At 73.6% G+C, this 17,784-nt stretch carries 20 protein-coding genes; 12 read left to right on the top strand and 8 right to left on the bottom strand.

All coding sequences use genetic code 11. The annotated features are described in order from the left end of the window. Positions 1–268: 268 nt before the first annotated feature. Genes DZG00_RS03780 through DZG00_RS03750 form a run of 7 tightly spaced genes read left to right on the top strand, consistent with a single transcriptional unit; the run spans position 269 to position 8,301 of the window. A complete protein-coding gene (locus DZG00_RS03780) occupies positions 269–448 on the top strand; it encodes a hypothetical protein (protein WP_233548847.1) in 180 nt (59 codons plus the stop codon). Beyond that, positions 445–549, top strand: coding sequence for a K(+)-transporting ATPase subunit F (gene kdpF / locus DZG00_RS03775; protein WP_043668301.1), 105 nt, complete (start codon positions 445–447; stop codon positions 547–549). The genes DZG00_RS03780 and kdpF overlap by 4 nt, the downstream gene beginning before the upstream one ends. Continuing rightward, positions 549–2,225, top strand: a complete 1,677-nt coding sequence (gene kdpA, locus DZG00_RS03770; protein WP_119381358.1) for a potassium-transporting ATPase subunit KdpA — start codon at positions 549–551, stop codon at positions 2,223–2,225. Before kdpF ends, kdpA begins: the two co-directional genes overlap by 1 nt. Then, the gene (gene kdpB, locus DZG00_RS03765; RefSeq protein WP_119381357.1) at positions 2,222–4,387 is read left to right on the top strand and encodes a potassium-transporting ATPase subunit KdpB; all 2,166 of its coding nucleotides are present in this window, start codon (positions 2,222–2,224) and stop codon (positions 4,385–4,387) included. The genes kdpA and kdpB overlap by 4 nt, the downstream gene beginning before the upstream one ends. Positions 4,388–4,418: 31 nt before the next feature. Next, entirely contained in the window at positions 4,419–5,027 is a 609-nt protein-coding gene (gene kdpC / locus DZG00_RS03760) for a potassium-transporting ATPase subunit KdpC (protein WP_119381356.1), read from the top strand. A 32-nt stretch (positions 5,028–5,059) separates the two neighbouring features. Next, entirely contained in the window at positions 5,060–7,600 is a 2,541-nt protein-coding gene (locus tag DZG00_RS03755; protein ID WP_119381355.1) for a DUF4118 domain-containing protein, read from the top strand. After that, a complete protein-coding gene (locus DZG00_RS03750; protein ID WP_119381359.1) occupies positions 7,597–8,301 on the top strand; it encodes a response regulator in 705 nt (234 codons plus the stop codon). The genes DZG00_RS03755 and DZG00_RS03750 overlap by 4 nt, the downstream gene beginning before the upstream one ends. Positions 8,302–8,363: 62 nt before the next feature. Here the strand turns inward: DZG00_RS03750 and DZG00_RS03745 are convergent, their stop codons facing one another. After that, positions 8,364–9,293 (bottom strand): ketopantoate reductase family protein, encoded by a 930-nt coding sequence (locus DZG00_RS03745; protein ID WP_119381354.1) that lies wholly within the window; start codon positions 9,291–9,293, stop codon positions 8,364–8,366. An 81-nt stretch (positions 9,294–9,374) separates the two neighbouring features. On the opposite strand from DZG00_RS03745, the gene DZG00_RS03740 reads away from it, so the two are divergent. The 5 genes from DZG00_RS03740 (at position 9,375) to radA (ending at position 13,535) form a co-directional block, all read left to right on the top strand. Beyond that, positions 9,375–9,923, top strand: a complete 549-nt coding sequence (locus DZG00_RS03740) for a TetR/AcrR family transcriptional regulator (RefSeq protein ID WP_119381353.1) — start codon at positions 9,375–9,377, stop codon at positions 9,921–9,923. Between the two features lie 54 nt (positions 9,924–9,977). After that, complete coding sequence (locus DZG00_RS03735) at positions 9,978–10,754, top strand: SGNH/GDSL hydrolase family protein (protein WP_233548846.1); 777 nt, start codon at positions 9,978–9,980, stop codon at positions 10,752–10,754. 41 nt (positions 10,755–10,795) lie between these two features. Then, complete coding sequence (locus DZG00_RS03730) at positions 10,796–11,155, top strand: hypothetical protein (RefSeq protein WP_119381351.1); 360 nt, start codon at positions 10,796–10,798, stop codon at positions 11,153–11,155. Between the two features lie 134 nt (positions 11,156–11,289). Then, positions 11,290–12,126 (top strand): ABC-2 transporter permease, encoded by an 837-nt coding sequence (locus tag DZG00_RS03725; protein ID WP_119381350.1) that lies wholly within the window; start codon positions 11,290–11,292, stop codon positions 12,124–12,126. Positions 12,127–12,173: 47 nt separating this feature from the next. Then, entirely contained in the window at positions 12,174–13,535 is a 1,362-nt protein-coding gene (gene radA, locus DZG00_RS03720; protein WP_119381349.1) for a DNA repair protein RadA, read from the top strand. Between the two features lie 13 nt (positions 13,536–13,548). Here the strand turns inward: radA and DZG00_RS03715 are convergent, their stop codons facing one another. The 7 genes from DZG00_RS03715 to DZG00_RS03685 all read right to left on the bottom strand — a co-directional run. Beyond that, positions 13,549–13,863 (bottom strand): ArsR/SmtB family transcription factor, encoded by a 315-nt coding sequence (locus DZG00_RS03715; protein WP_119381348.1) that lies wholly within the window; start codon positions 13,861–13,863, stop codon positions 13,549–13,551. Positions 13,864–13,975: 112 nt separating this feature from the next. Further along, positions 13,976–14,134, bottom strand: coding sequence for a zinc transporter permease (locus tag DZG00_RS03710; RefSeq protein WP_119381347.1), 159 nt, complete (start codon positions 14,132–14,134; stop codon positions 13,976–13,978). 117 nt (positions 14,135–14,251) lie between these two features. Beyond that, on the bottom strand, positions 14,252–14,917 hold the full coding sequence (locus DZG00_RS03705; protein WP_119455393.1) for a hypothetical protein: 666 nt from the start codon (positions 14,915–14,917) through the stop codon (positions 14,252–14,254). 114 nt (positions 14,918–15,031) lie between these two features. Beyond that, positions 15,032–15,574, bottom strand: a complete 543-nt coding sequence (locus tag DZG00_RS03700) for an amino-acid N-acetyltransferase (protein ID WP_119382723.1) — start codon at positions 15,572–15,574, stop codon at positions 15,032–15,034. 38 nt (positions 15,575–15,612) lie between these two features. After that, positions 15,613–15,906, bottom strand: coding sequence for a hypothetical protein (locus DZG00_RS03695; RefSeq protein ID WP_119382722.1), 294 nt, complete (start codon positions 15,904–15,906; stop codon positions 15,613–15,615). Position 15,907: 1 nt separating this feature from the next. Then, positions 15,908–17,557 carry a sensor histidine kinase gene (locus tag DZG00_RS03690; protein ID WP_304650929.1) on the bottom strand — a complete coding sequence of 550 codons (1,650 nt, stop codon included), beginning with the start codon at positions 17,555–17,557 and terminating at the stop codon, positions 15,908–15,910. Continuing rightward, positions 17,554–17,784, bottom strand: a 231-nt coding sequence (locus DZG00_RS03685; RefSeq protein WP_147359918.1) for a winged helix-turn-helix domain-containing protein, incomplete at its 5' end; no start/stop codon positions are given. The genes DZG00_RS03685 and DZG00_RS03690, both read right to left, overlap by 4 nt.

Here is a 17,784-nt window from a genome sequence, read left to right as displayed (position 1 = left end):
CGCGGCCACCGCCGCCGCATCGCCGCCCGAGCGGGACGCCGCCCGCGACGCCGAGCGCGCCTGGCAGCGCGAGCGGATCCCCGCCCACCTCCGCGACGCCGTCCTCGCCGACCAGCGCAGCCGCAGCGCGATCTGCTGGGGCGTGTTCGACGACCTCGCCTGACGCCGTCGACCTGCCGATCTCCAGGCTGACGGACGCCCCGTCGATCGCCCGCGTAGGAGTGTCGTGAGGTTCCCCGCCGCCGGTGTGAGGGAACCGTATGGATGCGTGAGGACGCCCGCGCGCGAGGTGTCTAGTGGTGCCTCGTGCCCCGCCGGGCACCCGCGTCCGACCGGGCGCGGCACCCCTCCTGGAGGATCCCCCGTGCTCGACCTCGTGTACATCGCAGGCGCCATCGTCCTGTTCGCCCTCGTCGGCCTCGTCGGCCGGGGGGTGGAGAAGCTGTGATCACCTCGTTCGCCGACGCGGCCGGCCTCGCCGCCGCCGTGCTCGGCATCGCCTCCGTGGTGTACCTCGTGTACGCCCTGATCCGCCCCGAGCGGTTCTGATGGACGCGCTCGCCGGCATCCTCCAGGTCGCGTCCGTCGTCCTGGTCCTCGTCCTCGTCCACCGCCCGCTGGGCGACCTCATGGCGCGCATGTACGAGTCGCGCCACGACTGGCGCGTCGAGCGGTTCCTCTACCGCCTCATCGGCGTGGATCCCCGCTCCGAGCAGACCTGGCCCGCCTACCTCCGCGCGGTGCTCGCGTTCTCGCTCGTCGGTGTCCTCGTCGTCTACGGCATGCAGCGCCTCCAGGGCTTCCTGCCCTACGCGCTCGGCCTCCCCGCCGTGCCCGAGGGCCTCTCCTTCAACACGGCGATCTCGTTCGTCACCAACACGAACTGGCAGTCGTACTCGCCCGAGGCGACCATGGGCTACACGGTCCAGCTCGCCGGGCTCGCCGTGCAGAACTTCGTCTCGGCGGCGGTCGGCATCGCGGTGGCCATCGCGCTGGTCCGCGGCTTCGCCCGCGCCCGCAGCGGCACCATCGGCAACATGTGGGTCGACCTGATCCGCGGATCCCTCCGCCTGCTGCTCCCCCTCTCGCTCGTCACCGCGGTGGTCCTCATCGCCGGCGGCGTGATCCAGAACTTCGCCGGGTTCCAGGACGTGGCGACCATCACCGGCGGGACGCAGACGCTCCCCGGCGGGCCGGTGGCCTCGCAGGAGGCGATCAAGATGCTCGGCACGAACGGCGGCGGGTTCTTCAACGCGAACTCCGCGCACCCGTTCGAGGACCCGACCGCGTGGACCAGCGCGTTCCAGGTGCTGCTGATGCTCGTGATCCCGTTCTCGCTCCCCCGCACCTTCGGGAAGATGGTCGGCGACACCCGCCAGGGCACCGCGATCGCGGCCGTGATGGCCACGATCTTCCTCGTCTCGTTCACCGCCCTCACGATCTTCGAGCTGAACGGCCAGGGCACCGCCCCGATGGCCGCTGGCGGCGCGATGGAGGGCAAGGAGCAGCGCTTCGGCATCATCGCCTCGACGCTGTTCGGATCCACATCGACGCTCACCTCGACCGGCGCCGTCAACTCGATGCACGACTCGTACACGGCGCTCGGCGGCATGATGCCGATGCTCAACATGATGCTCGGCGAGGTCGCCCCCGGCGGCGTCGGATCCGGCCTCTACGGCATGCTCGTGCTCGCCGTGATCTCGGTGTTCGTCGCCGGCCTGCTCGTCGGCCGCACGCCCGAGTACCTCGGCAAGAAGATCGGGCCGCGCGAGATCAAGCTCGCGAGCCTCTACATCCTCGTCACGCCGATCCTCGTGCTGGTCGGCACCGCGCTGAGCTTCGCGATCCCCGCCGTCCGCGCGGACGTCGAGGGCACATCGATCCTCAACGGCGGGCTGCACGGCCTGTCCGAGGTGGTCTACGCGTTCACCTCGGCGGCCAACAACAACGGATCCGCGTTCGCCGGCCTCACCGCCTCGACGCCGTGGTTCACCGCGGCGCTCGGCGTCGCGATGCTGCTCGGCAGGTTCCTGCCGATCGTGCTCGTGCTGGCGCTCGCCGGATCCCTCGCGGCGCAGGACCGCATCCCCACCACCTCGGGGACCCTGCCCACCCACCGGCCGCAGTTCGTCGGCCTCCTCATCGGGGTGACGGTCATCGTGACCGCTCTCACCTACTTCCCCGTTCTCGCGCTGGGTCCCCTGGCGGAAGGGCTCGCATCATGACCGTCCTGACCACCCCCGAGACCGAGACCGCACCCGCGGCCGGCTCCGAGCAGCGGGCGTCGCGCGCCCGGGCCATCGACGCCCGGCAGCTCGCCGAGGCGCTCCCCGGCGCGTTCCGCAAGCTGGATCCGCGCCTCATGTGGCGGAACCCGGTGATGCTGATCGTCGAGGTCGGCGCCGCGTTCACCACGATCCTCGCGATCGCCGAGCCGTTCACGGGCGGCGCGGGATCCTCCGGCGGCAGCGCCGTGCCCGCGACCTTCACGGCCGGGATCGCGCTGTGGCTCTGGCTCACCGTCGTCTTCGCGAACCTCGCGGAGTCGGTGGCCGAGGGCCGGGGCAAGGCGCAGGCCGACAGCCTCCGCAAGACCCGCACCAGCACGATGGCGCGCGTCGTCGCCGGCTACGACCAGGCGGGTGATCCCGGCGCAGAGCGCGCCGAGCTCCGCGAGGTCTCGAGCGCCGACCTCACGCTCGGCGACACGGTCGTCGTGGTCGCCGGGGAGTCGATCCCGGGCGACGGCGACGTCGTGTGGGGCATCGCCTCCATCGACGAGTCGGCCATCACGGGCGAGTCCGCGCCGGTCGTCCGCGAATCCGGCGGCGACCGCAGCGCCGTGACGGGCGGCACGCGGGTGCTGAGCGACCGGATCGTCGTGCGCATCACCTCGAAGCCCGGCGAGACCTTCGTCGACCGCATGATCGGGCTGGTCGAGGGCGCGTCGCGTCAGCGCACGCCGAACGAGATCGCGCTGAACATCCTGCTGGCGAGCCTCACGATCGTGTTCGTGGTCGTGGCGCTCACGCTCAACCCGATCGCCTCGTACTCCGCGGCGACCGTCAGCGTGCCGGTGCTCATCGCGCTGCTCGTCTGCCTGATCCCGACCACGATCGGCGCCCTGCTCTCCGCCATCGGCATCGCCGGCATGGACCGGCTCGTGCAGCGCAACGTGCTCGCGATGTCGGGCCGCGCGGTCGAGGCCGCCGGCGACGTCACCACGCTGCTGCTCGACAAGACCGGCACCATCACGTACGGCAACCGCCGGGCCAGCGCGCTGGTCGCGGTGGACGGCGTCGGCGCCGAGGAGCTCGCCCGGGCCGCGGCCATGTCGTCGCTCGCGGATCCCACGCCCGAGGGATCGAGCGTCGTCGACCTCGCCGTCGCGCAGGGCCTCGACACGGCCACGCTGCCCCGCGGCGTCGACGTGCCGTTCACGGCCCAGACCCGCATGTCGGGCGTCGACCTGCCCGACGGCACGGTCGTCCGCAAGGGCGCGTCATCCGCGGTCATCGCGTGGCTCGAGGAGGGCGGCCGCCGGCTGCCGTCGTCGCTGCACGAGGAGCTGACCACGGCCGTCGAGGCCATCTCGAACGGCGGCGGCACCCCGCTCGTCGTCGCGAGCAAGGACCCGGCCGGCGCCGGCCGCGTGCTCGGCGTCGTGCACCTCAAGGACGTCGTGAAGGACGGCCTGAAGGAGCGCTTCGCGGAGCTGCGGGCGATGGGGATCCGCACGGTGATGATCACGGGTGACAACCCGCTCACCGCCCGCGCCATCGCCGCCGAGGCCGGGGTGGACGACCACCTCGCCGAGGCCACGCCCGAGGACAAGCTCTCGCTGATCCGCAAGGAGCAGGAGGGCGGCCGCCTGGTCGCCATGACGGGCGACGGCACCAACGACGCGCCCGCGCTCGCGCAGGCCGACGTCGGCGTCGCGATGAACACGGGCACGTCGGCCGCGAAGGAGGCCGGCAACATGGTCGACCTCGACTCGGATCCGACGAAGCTCATCGACATCGTGCGGATCGGCAAGCAGCTGCTCATCACGCGCGGCGCGCTCACGACGTTCTCCATCGCCAACGACATCGCCAAGTACTTCGCGATCATCCCGGCCATGTTCACGGGCGTGTTCCCGCAGCTCGCGGTGCTCAACGTGATGCAGCTGCACTCGCCGGCGTCCGCGATCCTCTCGGCGATCGTCTTCAACGCGCTGATCATCGTGGTGCTCATCCCGCTCGCCCTCAAGGGCGTGAAGTACCGGCCGCTCGGCGCCTCCCAGGTGCTCAGCCGGAACCTGCTCGTCTACGGGGTCGGCGGCGTGATCGCGCCGTTCATCGGCATCAAGCTCGTCGACCTCGTCGTCAGCCTGATCCCCGGCTTCTGATCCCCTCATCGCACACCAGACAAGGAACCCCATGCCCTCCCCCCGCCAGTCCCTCCGCACCGCCGGCGTCGCCGTCCGCGCGATGGCCGTCCTCACCGTCGTCCTCGGCGTCGGCTACACGGCCGTCGTCACGGGCATCGGCCAGCTCGCGCTCCCCGCGCAGGCGGACGGCTCGCTCGTCTCCGTCGACGGGAAGGCCGTCGGCTCGTCGCTGATCGGCCAGTCCTTCGCCGACTCCGACGGCGCCGCCCTCCCGGAGTGGTTCCAGTCCCGGCCGTCGGCCGCGGGCGACGGCTACGACGCGTCCGCGTCCACCGGCTCGAACCTCGGCCCCGAGAACGAGGACCTCGTCGCCTCCATCGAGGAGCGGAAGGCCGCGATCGCCGCGTCCGACGGCGTGGATCCGGCCGCCATCCCGGCCGACGCGCTCACCGCGTCGGCCTCCGGGCTCGACCCGCACATCAGCCCGGAATACGCTCGCCTCCAGGTGGCGCGCGTGGCGGAGGCCCGGGGGATCCCCGAGCAGGAGGTCGCGAGCCTCGTCGAGCAGCACGTGCAGGGCCGCGACCTCGGCTACCTCGGGGAGCCGACCGTCAACGTGCTCGAGCTGAACATCGCGCTCGCCGGCCTCGCCGGCTGACGCCCGCACCACGCGGGCAGGGAAGAAGGATCATGAAGCGCGGTCGACTGCGGGTGCTGCTGGGAGCGGCGCCGGGCGTGGGCAAGACCTACGCGATGCTCGAGGAGGGCAGGCGGCTGCGCGACGAGGGCGCCGACGTGGTGGTCGCGGTCGTGGAGACCCACGGCCGCGCCGCCACGGCGTCGATGCTCGAGGGGCTGGAGATCCTGCCGCGGCGCGAGGTCTCGCACCGCGGGGTGGAGATCACCGACCTCGACGTGGACGCGGTCATCGCCCGCCGGCCGGCCATCGCGCTGGTCGACGAGCTCGCCCACACCAACGCACCCGGCGGCCGGAGCGAGAAGCGCTGGCAGGACGTGGACCTCATCCGCGACGCCGGCATCGACGTGATCTCGACCGTGAACATCCAGCACATCGCCTCGCTGAACGACGTGGTCGAGAAGATCACGGGCGTGCCGCAGCGCGAGACGATCCCCGACCGCGTGCTCCGCGAGGCGCACCAGATCGAGGTCATCGACCTGGCGCCCGAGGCCCTGCGCGACCGGCTCGCCGGCGGGCGCGTGTACCCGGCCGAGCGGATCGACGCGGCCCTCTCCCACTACTTCCGGCTCGGCAACCTCACCGCGCTCCGCGAGCTCGCGCTCCTCTGGCTCGCCGACGAGGTCGACACCGCGCTCGCTGCCTACCGCGACGAGAAGGGGATCGACGCCAGGTGGGAGGCCCGCGAGCGCGTGGTCGTGGCGCTCACCGGCGGCGCGGAGGGCGAGACGCTCCTCAGGCGCGGCGCCCGGATCGCGGCCCGCTCGGCCGGCGGCGAGCTGATGGCCGTGCACGTCTCCAGCCAGGACGGCCTCCGCTCCGGCAGCCCCGAGGCGCTCGCCAGCCAGCGCGCGCTCGTCGACACGCTCGGCGGCAGCTACCACCAGGTCGTGGGCGACGACATCCCGCGCGCGCTCGTCGAGTTCGCGCGCGCATCCAACGCCACGCAGCTCGTGCTCGGCGTGAGCCGTCGCAGCCGCCTCGCCGCCGCGGCGACCGGTCCCGGCATCGGCGCCACCGTGATCCGCGAGTCCGGCGACATCGACGTGCACATCGTCACGCACGCGGCCGCGGGCGGGCGCTTCCGCCTGCCGCGCATCCGGGGCGGCGCGCTCAGCATGCGGCGCCGGATCCTGGGCGGGCTCCTCGCGCTCGGCGGCGGCCCGCTGCTCACCTGGCTGCTCTCCGCCACGCGCTCCGAGGACTCCATCACGAGCGACGTGCTCTCGTACCAGCTGCTCGTGGTGCTCGTGGCGCTCGTGGGCGGCATCTGGCCGGCCCTGTTCGCGGCCGTGCTCTCCGGGTTCACGCTCGACTACTTCTTCATCGACCCGCTCTACACGATCACGGTCGACGAGCCGCTGCACCTGCTCGCGCTCGTGCTCTACGTGGTGATCGCGCTGCTCGTCAGCTGGATCGTCGACCAGGCCGCCCGCCGCACCCGCCTCGCCCGCCGCGCGGTCGCCGAGGCCGAGCTGCTGGCGACCGTGTCCGGATCCGTGCTCCGCGGCGAGGGCGCCGTGCACGCGCTCGTGAGCCGCACGCGCGAGGCGTTCGGCCTGCAGGGCGTGAAGCTCGTGGACCGCGACGAGACGATCGCGTGGGACGGCGTCGTCACGGGCGCCGCCGCGACCGACGTGCCCGTGGGATCCCGCGGCGTGCTCACCCTCTACGGCGACGACCTCGAGGCGTCCGGCCGCCGGCTCCTCCGCGTCATCGCCGCGCAGCTCGACGCCGCGCTCGAGCACCGCGACCTCTCCGACACGGCCCGCGAGGTCGGCCCGCTCGCCCAGACCGACCGCGTGCGCACCGCGCTCCTCTCGGCCGTCAGCCACGACCTCCGCCGCCCGCTCAGCGCCGCGACGGCCGCCGTCACCGCGCTCCGCTCCCCCGGACTGGCCTGGACCGACGGCGACCGCGAGGAGCTGCTCGCCACCGCCGAGGAGAGCCTCGGCACGCTCGCCGACCTCGTCACCGACCTCCTCGACGTCAGCCGCGTGCAGGCCGGCGTGCTCGGCGTGCGGCTCATGGACGTCGACCTCGACGACGTCGTGCTCGCCGCACTCGACGAGCTCGACCTCGGTCCCGCCGACGCGGTGCTGGATCTCGCGCCCGACCTCCCCGGCGCCGTCGCGGATCCGGGCCTCCTCCAGCGCGTGGTCGTCAACCTGCTGAGCAACGCCGTGCGCCACGCACCCGAGGGCGTGCCCGTGCGGCTCAGCACGAGCGCGTTCGCGGAGTCCGTGGAGATCCGCGTGGTGGACCACGGCCCCGGCGTCGCCCCCGAGCGCCGCGACGACATGTTCGTCCCGTTCCAGCGGCTCGGCGACACGGACAACGCGTCGGGCCTCGGCCTCGGGCTCGCGCTCTCGAAGGGCTTCACCGAGGGGATGGGCGGCACGCTCACCGCGGAGGACACCCCGGGCGGCGGGCTCACGATGGTGGTCGCGCTGCCGGCGTGCCGGGCGGGCGCGGAGCCCGTCGCGGACGCTCCCACCACGGCTCCCGCGCCCCGCTCGGAGGTGTCCGCGTGAGGATCCTCATCGCCGACGACGACCAGCAGATCCTGCGGGCCCTCCGCATCACCCTCACGAGCCTCGGCTACGAGATCCTCACCGCGGAGGAGGGGGCCGCCGCCATCCGCGTGGCCGTCGCCGAGAAGCCCGACCTCTACATGATCGACCTCGGGATGCCGCGGCTCGACGGCGTCGAGGTGATCCAGGCGCTCCGCCTCTGGTCGACCGCGCCTATCCTCGTGGTCTCCGGCCGCTCGGGCGCCGCCGACAAGGTCGAGGCCCTGGACGCGGGCGCCGACGACTACGTCACCAAGCCGTTCTCCATCGACGAGCTGCTCGCCCGGATCCGCGCCCTCGGCCGCCGCGCCGCCGCCGACGAGGACCGCTCCGCCACGGTCTCCTTCGCCGACGTGACCGTCGACCTCGCGGCCCGCGTCGTCACGCGCGGCGACCAGCGCGTGCGCCTCACCCCCACCGAGTGGCAGGTGCTCGAGCTCCTCGTGCGGAACCCCGACCGGCTCGTCTCCCGCCAGACGCTCCTCACCGAGATCTGGGGCCCGACCCACCTCAACGACAGCGGCTACCTCCGCCTCTACGTCGCGCAGCTGCGCAAGAAGCTCGAGCCGGATCCCGCGCATCCGCGGCACCTGCTCACGGATCCCGGCATGGGCTACCGCTTCGTGCCTGCGGGGGCGGGGCGGGCGCCGGAGGACGCGTAGCCGATCCCGTCCGCCTGCGCGAGGGAGCAGGATCACCTGCGTGGCCCACGTCGAGGGACGGGTCAGCGGGCGGCCCGGGAGAGTCGTGGCGTCGGGATGCCGAGCTGCCGGGCCGTGCCCAGCGCATCGTCGAGGACAGCGCGGTGCTCGGCGGCGTCCGGATCGGTGTGCGCGGCGAGGCTCACCCGCGCGATCGGCACGAGGACGGTCGCGGCCGCCAGCACCCCGGCGGTCAGCCCGGGCAGCCGCCACGGGAGCGCGGTACCGGCGTGCCTGCGGAGGTCCACGCCGCGTGCTCCCAGGACGGGGATCAGCTCCCGGCTGGCCAGGAAGGCCGCCCGGAGCGCTCGCGGGTCCCCGACCATGCGCGCGAGACCTCCCGCGGCCAGCGCCTGGGAGAACATGCCGGCGTCCATGGCGAAGTGCAGCAGCAGCCATCCCCGCATGTCCTCCTCCTCCCGGGTGCCGAGCCCCGCCTGCCGGAACGCCGCGCGCACCAGCTGCCCGCGCCGCCCGGCATGCCCGGAGGCATCGAGGGTGATCGATCGGAAGAGAGCGCCGTGGAGGACCCCGTCCGGACCGAAGCCCCCGCCGGCCTGCGGGAACCCGAACACCACCTGGTCGGTGGGAAGCGGCGCGATCGCCGCGAGGGGCTCCGCCCACACGTTGCCGAGGACCAGCACGGTGGCATCGCCGATGCGCGGCGCGAGGTACGCGGCGGCCTCCCCGAGACGGTGGTGCCCGACGCTGAGCACGACGAGGTCGAACTCGTCCGCGGACCCGAGGGTCTCCCGCAGCCGCGTCGCGAGGGACGTGCGGACGCGGCGGCCCAGCGGCGAGCGCCTCGCATCCACGACGTCCGTCCGCACCTCGTCGCCGTACTCGGCGGCGCGGCCCGGGCGCACGAGGAACTCGACCCGGTGCCCGGCCTCCTGGAGCACCTGGCCGTAGATGGTCGCGATGACCCCGCGTCCGAACATGAGGATCCTCATGGCACTCCTCCCGCTAAAGTGGAGACGATCTCCACCCCTCGAGTATGTGGAGATCGTCTCCGTATGTCAACGGGAGGGTGCATGGCCGAGGACAAGCCGCTGCGTGCCGACGCACGCCGCAACCGCGAGGCGATCATCGCCGCCGCGCGCGCGGTGTTCGAGCGCGACGAGCCGCTGAGGTTCGACGACTTCGCCGCGCGCGCGGGAGTGGGCGTCGGGACCCTGTACCGCCACTTCCCCACGCGGGAGTCGCTGGCTGCGGCGGTCTACCGCGGCGAGGTGGCCGCGCTCTGCGAGCGGGGCCGCGCCTCGTCGCTCCCGCCCGCGGAGGCCCTGGACGCGTTCCTGCGCGCGTTCGTCGACTACGTCCTCGAGCACGCCGCGCTCGCGCGAACGCTGGCCGGCATCGTCGACGCCGCGGACCGGGCCGAAGGAGGGAGCGAGCTCGAACGCACCCTCACCGACCTGATGGCGCGAGGGGTCTCCGACGGCACCATCCGCGACGACGCGAGCGCGGGGGCCGTGATGATGGCCCTGCACGGGATCGGAGCCGCAGCCGACGGGCCCCGCCGCGCCGCCGAGGCACGGCAGGTCGCCTCGCTCCTCGCACGCGGCCTCCGCGTCGCCTGATCCGGCGACGGGGCGACCAGCCGGCACCCGGATCCACGCGCGTATGCTCCCGTGGTGCCCCAGAGATCCACCCGCGCCTCCCGCCCCGCCGCCGTCATCGCCTCCGCCGCCGCCGCGCTCGGCGGCCTCACCGCCGCCGCCCTCGTCGTGCCGCGCCGCTTCGAGGCCGGCCGCCGCGAGCGCGCCGTGGTCCTCAACGAGACGCTGCCCGTCAACTCGGCCTGGTGGCGCGAGCACGCGAAGGCCGAGGGCGACCTCCTCTACGTGGCGCTCGGCGACTCGACCGCGCAGGGCATCGGCGCGAGCCGCCCGGTGAACGGCTACGTCGGGATCCTCGCCGACCGGATCCGCGCCCTGAGCGGCCGCACGGTCCGCACCGTCAACCTCAGCGTCTCGGGCGCCCGCGTCGCCGACCTCGTGGAGTACCAGCTCCCCCGCCTCGCGAAGCTGCGACCCGACGTCGTGACCCTCGCGATCGGCGCCAACGACATCGCCGCGTTCGAGCCGGTCGCCTTCGAGCGCGACCTGGGCCTGATCCTCGACGCCGTCCCGCCGACCACCGTCGTCGCCGACCTGCCGTGCTTCCACTTCCCCGCGAGCGAGCGCAAGGTGCGGGTCGCGAACGAGATCGTGCGCCGCCTCGCCACCGACCGCGGCCTCCGCATCGCGCCGCTCCACCGCATCACCCGCCGCCAGACGGCGATCCTCGCGATCACCCAGGCCGCGGGCGACCTCTTCCACCCGAACGACCGCGGCTACCGCGTCTGGGCGAGCGCGTTCCTGCCGTTCCTCCCGGCGACGGTCCGCGCGCTGGAGGTGGCGGGGCGCTGACGCGCTCGCCTGCACCCGGACGCCGTCCGTAGGGTGGATCCATGGCCGACGACACCCCCGACGCCCGCCCCACCGGCACGCTCTGGCTGGTGATCGGGCTCGTCTCGGGCGCGCTGCTCATCACGGACGCCGGACTCTCGCCGTGGATCTCCGCGGCCGCCTTCGCCCTCTCCGTCTTCATGTACGTGCGCGTCCGCGGCCGCGACCGAGCCCTCGCGCCGCCGCCGACCGGCACGCTCTGGTTCGTGGTCACGCTGATCGTCGGCGCGCTCCTCGTGACGGGCGGCTTCCGACCTCCGTGGATCGGCGCCGTGGCCCTCGCGGCCTCCGTGCTCCTCTACGTCCGCGCGATGATCCGCCTCACGGCCCGGCCCGCGACGGACCCGGATCCCGCGGACTGACCACCCGCATCGGGCTCCGCTCCGGCCGGCGTCCCACGGTGCCGGGACCCGATCGCCGCACGGCACCCGCGACCCACCGGCGCGGCACCGCCGCCCGACTCGGCACCCGGCGCCCGCTCCGTAGCGTCGGCCGCATGATCCCCGCAGCCGGCCCCACCCGTCACCCGCACGCCGCCCGCGACCCCCGGCGCACGCGGGTCACGTTCCGGCGCGCGACCCACTCCGAGCTGCTCAAGCTCGCGACGCTCCGCTCGATCCGCTGGACCGCCGCGCTGGTCGTGCTCGCCGGCGTCGGCATCAGCGTGATGGCGTCGCTCGTGGCCAACCCGCTGCCCGCCGGATCCTCGCCGTCGACCGTGGACGCGGGCACGGCCGCCATCCTCACGACGCCCCTGCTGCTCAGCCAGATCGTCGTCGGCGTGCTCGGGGTCCTCGCCATGGGGTCCGAGTACTCGGCCGGCACGATCCGCTCCACCCTCGCCGCGGTGCCGCACCGCATGGAGGCGCTGGCCGCGAAGGCGCTCGCGGTCACGCTGGTCGCGTTCGGGCTCGGTGTCGTCCCGGGCCTCGCCGCCTACGTGCTGACCACCGGCACGCGCGCCGACCTCGGCTACGTCGGCAGCCTCGCGTCGTGGGGCGTGCTCGGACCGCTGCTCGGATCCGGCGCCTACCTCGCGATGGTCGCCCTCCTCGGCCTGGCGCTCGCGACGCTCATGCGCAGCGGCGTCGCGGCCATCACCGCCTTCGTCGCGATCCAGCTCGTGCTGCCCCAGCTCGTCGGCCTGCTGCCGGATCTCGGCGAGGTAGCGCCGTACGACCTGCTGCTCACGACAGCCGGCCGGATCCTCACGGGCACGACCGGCAGCATCACCCCGCCGCCCGTGACAGGACTCGAGGTGGCGGTCGTCGCGGCATGGCTCCTGATCCCGGGGGCCGCCGCGGCCCTCCTCTTCCGCCGCCGGGACGCGTAGCCCGGCACACGTCCAGCGGTGTCGGTGCCCGCCGGTAGAGTCCCCGCATGGCCCGCACCCACTCCACGTACCGCTGCTCGGAGTGCGGGTGGACGACCCCGAAGTGGGTCGGCCGGTGCGCCGAGTGCCAGAGCTGGAACACCGTCGCGGAGGTGTCGCAGACGCCCGCGGCGGCCGGCCGGGTCACCACGCTCACGCCCGCGGGATCCAGCCAGGCGCGCTCGATCATGCACGTCGGCACCGCGTCCGCCAGCCACATGCCGAGCGGAGTCGGCGAGCTCGACCGCGTGCTCGGCGGCGGCATCGTGCCGGGCGCGGCCATCCTCATGAGCGGCGAGCCCGGCGTCGGCAAGTCCACGCTGCTGCTCGAGGTCGCGGCGCGCGCCGCGGCGAAGGGCGCGAAGGTCCTCTACGTCACGGCCGAGGAGTCGGTCGCGCAGGTGCGCATGCGGGCCGAGCGCACGGGCGGGCTGCAGGAGTCGCTCATGATCGCCGCCGAGACCGACCTCGGCACGATCCTCGGCCACATCCAGCAGGTGTCCCCCGACCTCCTCATCGTCGACTCCGTGCAGACCGTCTCCAGCAGCACGTCCGACGGCCTGCCCGGCCACCCCGGCCAGGTGCGCGAGGTCGCCGTCACGCTCATCCGCGTCTGCAAGGAGCGCGACCTGCCGCTCCTGCTCGTCGGCCACGTCACGAAGGACGGCTCCATCGCCGGCCCGCGGCTCCTCGAGCACCTGGTCGACGTGGTCTGCCAGTTCGAGGGCGACCGGCAGACGTCGCTGCGCTTCATCCGCGCGCTCAAGAACCGCTTCGGCCCCACCGACGAGGTCGGCTGCTTCGAGATGGCGGGCGACGGCATCGTCGAGGTGCCGGATCCGAGCGGCATGTTCCTCTCGCGCGGCGTCCACTCGGTCTCCGGCACGTGCGTCACGGTCGCGATGGAGGGCCGCCGCGCCCTGCCCGTGGAGGTGCAGGCGCTCGTCGTCGACACCAAGGCGCCGCAGCCGCGCCGCGTGGTCAACGGGGTGGATGCGTCCCGCGTCGCCATGCTGCTCGCGGTGCTGGAGAAGCGCGCCAACGTGCGGCTCTCCGATCGCGACGTCTACGTCTCCACGGTCGGCGGCGTGCGCCTCACCGAGCCCGCGGCGGATCTCGCCATCGCCGTCGCGCTCGTCTCCGCGGTCAACGGCAAGGCCATGCCGCACGACCTCGCGGCGTTCGGCGAGATCAGCCTGGCGGGCGAGATCCGCGGCGTCACGTCGGCGCCGCAGCGCGCGGCGGAGGCCCGACGGCTCGGCTTCACGCAGATCGTCGACGCCGAGTGGGGCCCGCTGTTCTCCGCGCTCGGCCGCGCGTTCTCCCTCGCGAAGAGCGAGCGGGAGAAGGAGCTCGACGAGGCGTTCTGATCCGGGGGGCGCGTCAGCCGGCGACGGGTGCGTCGTGGCCGTGCTCGCGCACGTGCGCCACGGCGTCGTCCACCACGTGGGTCACGTGCGTGTCCGCCACCTCGTAGCGGGCGATGCGGCCGGTGCGCTCCACGTTCACCAGCCCCGCCGACCGCAGCACGCGCAGGTGCTGCGACACGAGCGGCTGGGACAGGCCCGACTCGGCGACCAGCTCGGTCACCGTCATCTGGCGCGCCGCCAGCAGACCGAGCAGGCCGAGGCGCGCGGACGACGACAGCACCTTGAAGAGGTCGGCGGCCTGCTCGAAGCCGGCGGGTGGGTACGTCATCTGCTCGATCCTAGGGCGAGGCCGACACGCGGCGAGGCCCGGAGACGGCGACGGGGACCGGGCCTCATGGCCTGGTCCCCGTCTCGATCCTCGTGCGCCGTGGCGCGATGGATCAGTGCTCGTCGTAGTGGTCGCCGTGCTCGGCGTGCTTGTGGCCGTCGTGGACGAAGTCGACGTGGTCCTCGTGCGTGACGGTCTCGTGACCGCAGTCGGCGCCGTGCTGGTGCTCGGCGACGGTGTGCTCGGCGTGGGTCTCTGTGGTGTCGCTCATGGTGCGTCCTTCCGTGGGTGGATCATCAGGATGACAGACACATGCATGGATTGCAATGGATGCATCCAATCAGGAACCATGATCATGTGCGCACATGCGCGCGGGACGCGACGGCGGTCAGTACAGCAGGAACGACTTCGGCTCGGCGCTCTTCACGCCGGCCACCTCGACCGAGAGCGTGTAGGTCGCGCCGCCCGCGGGCACGGCCGGACGCTCCTTCTCCTCGCACGTCGTGGTGGACGACCGCTGGCGCGACCACTCGAACGGCGACGACGTCTGCGGCGTGCGGGCCGCGAGCTCGACCTCGGCGTCCTCGGCGCCCGTCTGGCAGTCCGTCGACTTCCAGTAGACGTCGGATCCGCTCGAGATCGTGAACACCTGCGTGGTCGTCCCGAGGTTCGCGGTGCAGGGCTCCATGCCCACGTTCGTCACCGTGAAGGAGAGCTTCGGCAGCACGCCCGCCTTGTAGGAGGCGGCGTCGGTGACGGGGGTGACGGTCAGCTGGCCCGCGGCGCAGGATCCGTCGGTGTTGGTCTCCGTGCCGGCGCTCGCGCTCGAGCTGGGGTCGGGAGTCGGCTCCGCGGCCGCGTCGCCCGAGTCGCCGTCGGCGGCGTCCGCGCTGGGCGTCGCGCCGGGAGCCGCGGTGTCGGCCGAGCCGCGGCCGAGGTTCGAGACGATGATCACGACGACCGCGATCACGGCCACCACGACGAGCAGCGCGAGCAGGCGGCGACGGCGGTACACGGCCGCGGACGGGCGGCCTCCGGGCGAGGTCGAGGACATGACCACAGGCTACGGTCGGGCGCCCGCCCGGCCGGGTCGGCGCGCCCGCCGCGCACGTCCCTCCGGGGATCTGGGGCGCCCGCGCCTTCCGGCGCCTGCTCGGGGAGCGCCGGGTCAGAGCGCCTTGAGCATGCGCGTGTTGCCGAGGGTGTTCGGCTTCACGCGCGAGAGGTCGAGGAACTCGGCGATGCCCTCGTCGTGCGAGCGGAGCATCTCGTAGTAGATCTCCTGCGCGATGATCGACTCCGCGACCTCGTGGTAGCCGTGGCGCGTGAAGAAGCCGACCTCGAAGGTCAGGCAGAACAGGCGGCTGAGGCCGAGCTCGCGCGCGTCGTCCTCGAGGCGCTCGAGGATCGCGTGGCCGACGCCGGTGCCGCGGGTGTGCGGGGCGGCCGCGAGGGTGCGGATCTCGCCGAGGTCCTCCCACATCACGTGCAGCGCGCCGCAGCCGACGACCTCGTCGGACGCGTCGACCGCGACCCGGAACTCCTGCACGTTCTCGTAGAGCACGACGAGGTCCTTGCCGAGGAGGATCCCCTCCATCACGAGCGGCTCGACCAGCTGCTGGATGCGGGGCACGTCGCCGGTGCGCGCGCGTCGCACGGTGACGCCGCCTGCGGGCTCCCCGGACTCGACGACGACTGGCTCTGCGCTCACGATGACGACCCTCTCGATCCGCGGCTCGGGCGCCCGGATCAGGGGTCCAGCCTAGCGACGGGCGGCTCCGGCGACCGGGGCGGGTCGGGGTCCGGGGCCGTGTCGGCGGCCGGATCGGTGCCCGCGGCGGGCGTCGCGAGCCGCGCGATCATCCGCGGCGCGATCCACACGATCGCCACCACGCCCACCACCGCACGCAGCCCGGCGAACACGAGCACCCACCAGCCGACCCCGTCGCCGCCGACGAGCAGCGCGATCCCGATGACCACGAGCGCCGCGTCCGCGACGAACGGCACGCGCAGCCAGAACATGAGGCGCCGGACGGGATCCATGTCAGCTGCCGCCGACCGGCCCGGGGCGATCCGCGACGGGGGCACCCGACGGCGGCGCCCAGCGGTCGGACGCAGGATCGGCGGCGGCCCGCGCCTCCGCCGCACGCCGCTCCACCGGCAGCCGCACCCCGAAGACCGTGCGGCCCGGCTCCGACTCCACCCAGATGCCGCCGTGGTGCGCCGAGACGATCGCCTGCGCGATCGCCAGGCCGAGGCCGGTGCCGCCGGTGGAGCGGGCCCGGGATCCGTCGCCGCGCACGAAGCGCTCGAACAGGGAGGCCTGCAGCTCGGGCGGGATGCCGGGGCCGTCGTCGGTCACGCGGATGACGGCGTGCGCATCCGGCCCCGCCCCCTCGACGGCGAGCGACGCGACGACGCGCGTGCCGGCCGGCGTGTGCGTGCGGGCGTTCGCGAGCAGGTTGACGACCACCTGGCGGAGGCGGGCGTCGTCGCCGGGGACGGACACCGGCTCCTCGGGCAGGTCGAGGTCCCAGTCGTGATCCGGGCCCGCGGCGCTCGCGTCGCCGACCGTGTCGAGGAGGATGCGCGTGACGTCGACCGGATCCGACTCCAGCTCGCGCCCCTCGTCGAGCCGCGCGAGCAGCAGGAGGTCCTCGACGATCGTGGTCATCCGCACCGACTCCGACTCGATGCGCGACAGGGAGTGCGTCACGTCCTCGGGCAGCTGGTGCGGGCCGCGGCGCGTGAGCTCGGCGTACCCGCGGATGGAGGCGAGCGGCGTGCGCAGCTCGTGGCTCGCGTCCGACACGAACCGCCGCACCTTCGCCTCGCTCGCCTGCCGCGACGACAGCGCCGCCGCGACGTGGCCGAGGAGGCCGTTGAGCGCGGCGCCCACGCGGCCGACCTCGGTGCGCTCGTCGGTGTCGGATGCGGGCACGCGCGCCTCGAGGGCCACGTCGCCGCGGTCGAGCTCCAGCGCCGCGACGTGGGTGGCCGTGTCGACGACCCGGTCGAGCGGCCGCAGCGCGCGGCGCACGATGAGGGTGCCGAGCACCGCGGCGAGCGCCAGGGTCATGGCGGCGACCACCGTGATCACGATGATGAGCTGCTCGACCACGTCGTCGGCGGGCTTCGTCGGCAGGCCGGTGACGAGGGTCGCGCCCGAGGACGAGGTCTCGCCGACGAGCCGGTAGCTGCCGAGCGCGCCGCCGAGGTCGACCGTGCGCGGGATCCCGTCGGTCGGCACGCTCTGCAGCTGCTGGCTCTGGCGCTCGGTCAGCTCCACCGCGCCCGCGCCCCCGGGCTCGCCCTGCGCGGCGGAGCGGTCGGCGATGTAACCGCCCGATACGACGCCGTCGACGATGGTCGCGCTGATGGTGCCGACCTGCTGCCCGAACGCGCCGAGGCCGCCGGGAGGGGCGCCGGGGAAGCTGCCGTAGTCGTCCGGATCCCGGTCGACGAAGCTCTGCGACCGCGCCGCGGTGGCCTGCAGCTGCTGGTCGACCTGCTGCATCAGCGACGCCCGCAGCGCCAGGATGCTGACCGCCCCGATGAGGATGCTCGCGAGCGCCAGCAGCCCCACCACGCTGAGGACGAGGCGGCGACGCAGGGTCATGCCGCGTGCGGCGACCGCCAGCCGGGCCCGCAGCGGCGAGGCCGCCAGCGGCGGGGTGCCCAGCTGCTTCGTCACTCCGCGGCCTTGAGCATGTAGCCGCTGCCGCGCACCGTGTGGATCATGGGGTTCCGCCCGGCGTCGATCTTGCGGCGCAGGTAGGAGATGTAGATCTCGACCACGCTCGACTTGCCGCCGAAGTCGTAGCTCCACACCCGGTCGAGGATCTGCAGCTTGCTCAGCACACGGCGCGGGTTCCGCATCAGGTAGCGCAGCAGCTCGAACTCGGTCGCGGTGAGCTCGAT

The sequence above is a fragment of the Clavibacter lycopersici genome, from assembly GCF_003576405.1.
Classification (GTDB): domain Bacteria; phylum Actinomycetota; class Actinomycetes; order Actinomycetales; family Microbacteriaceae; genus Clavibacter; species Clavibacter lycopersici.
Note: the sequence above shows the minus strand (reverse complement) of the source record. Positions and strands in the feature narration are given on the sequence as shown.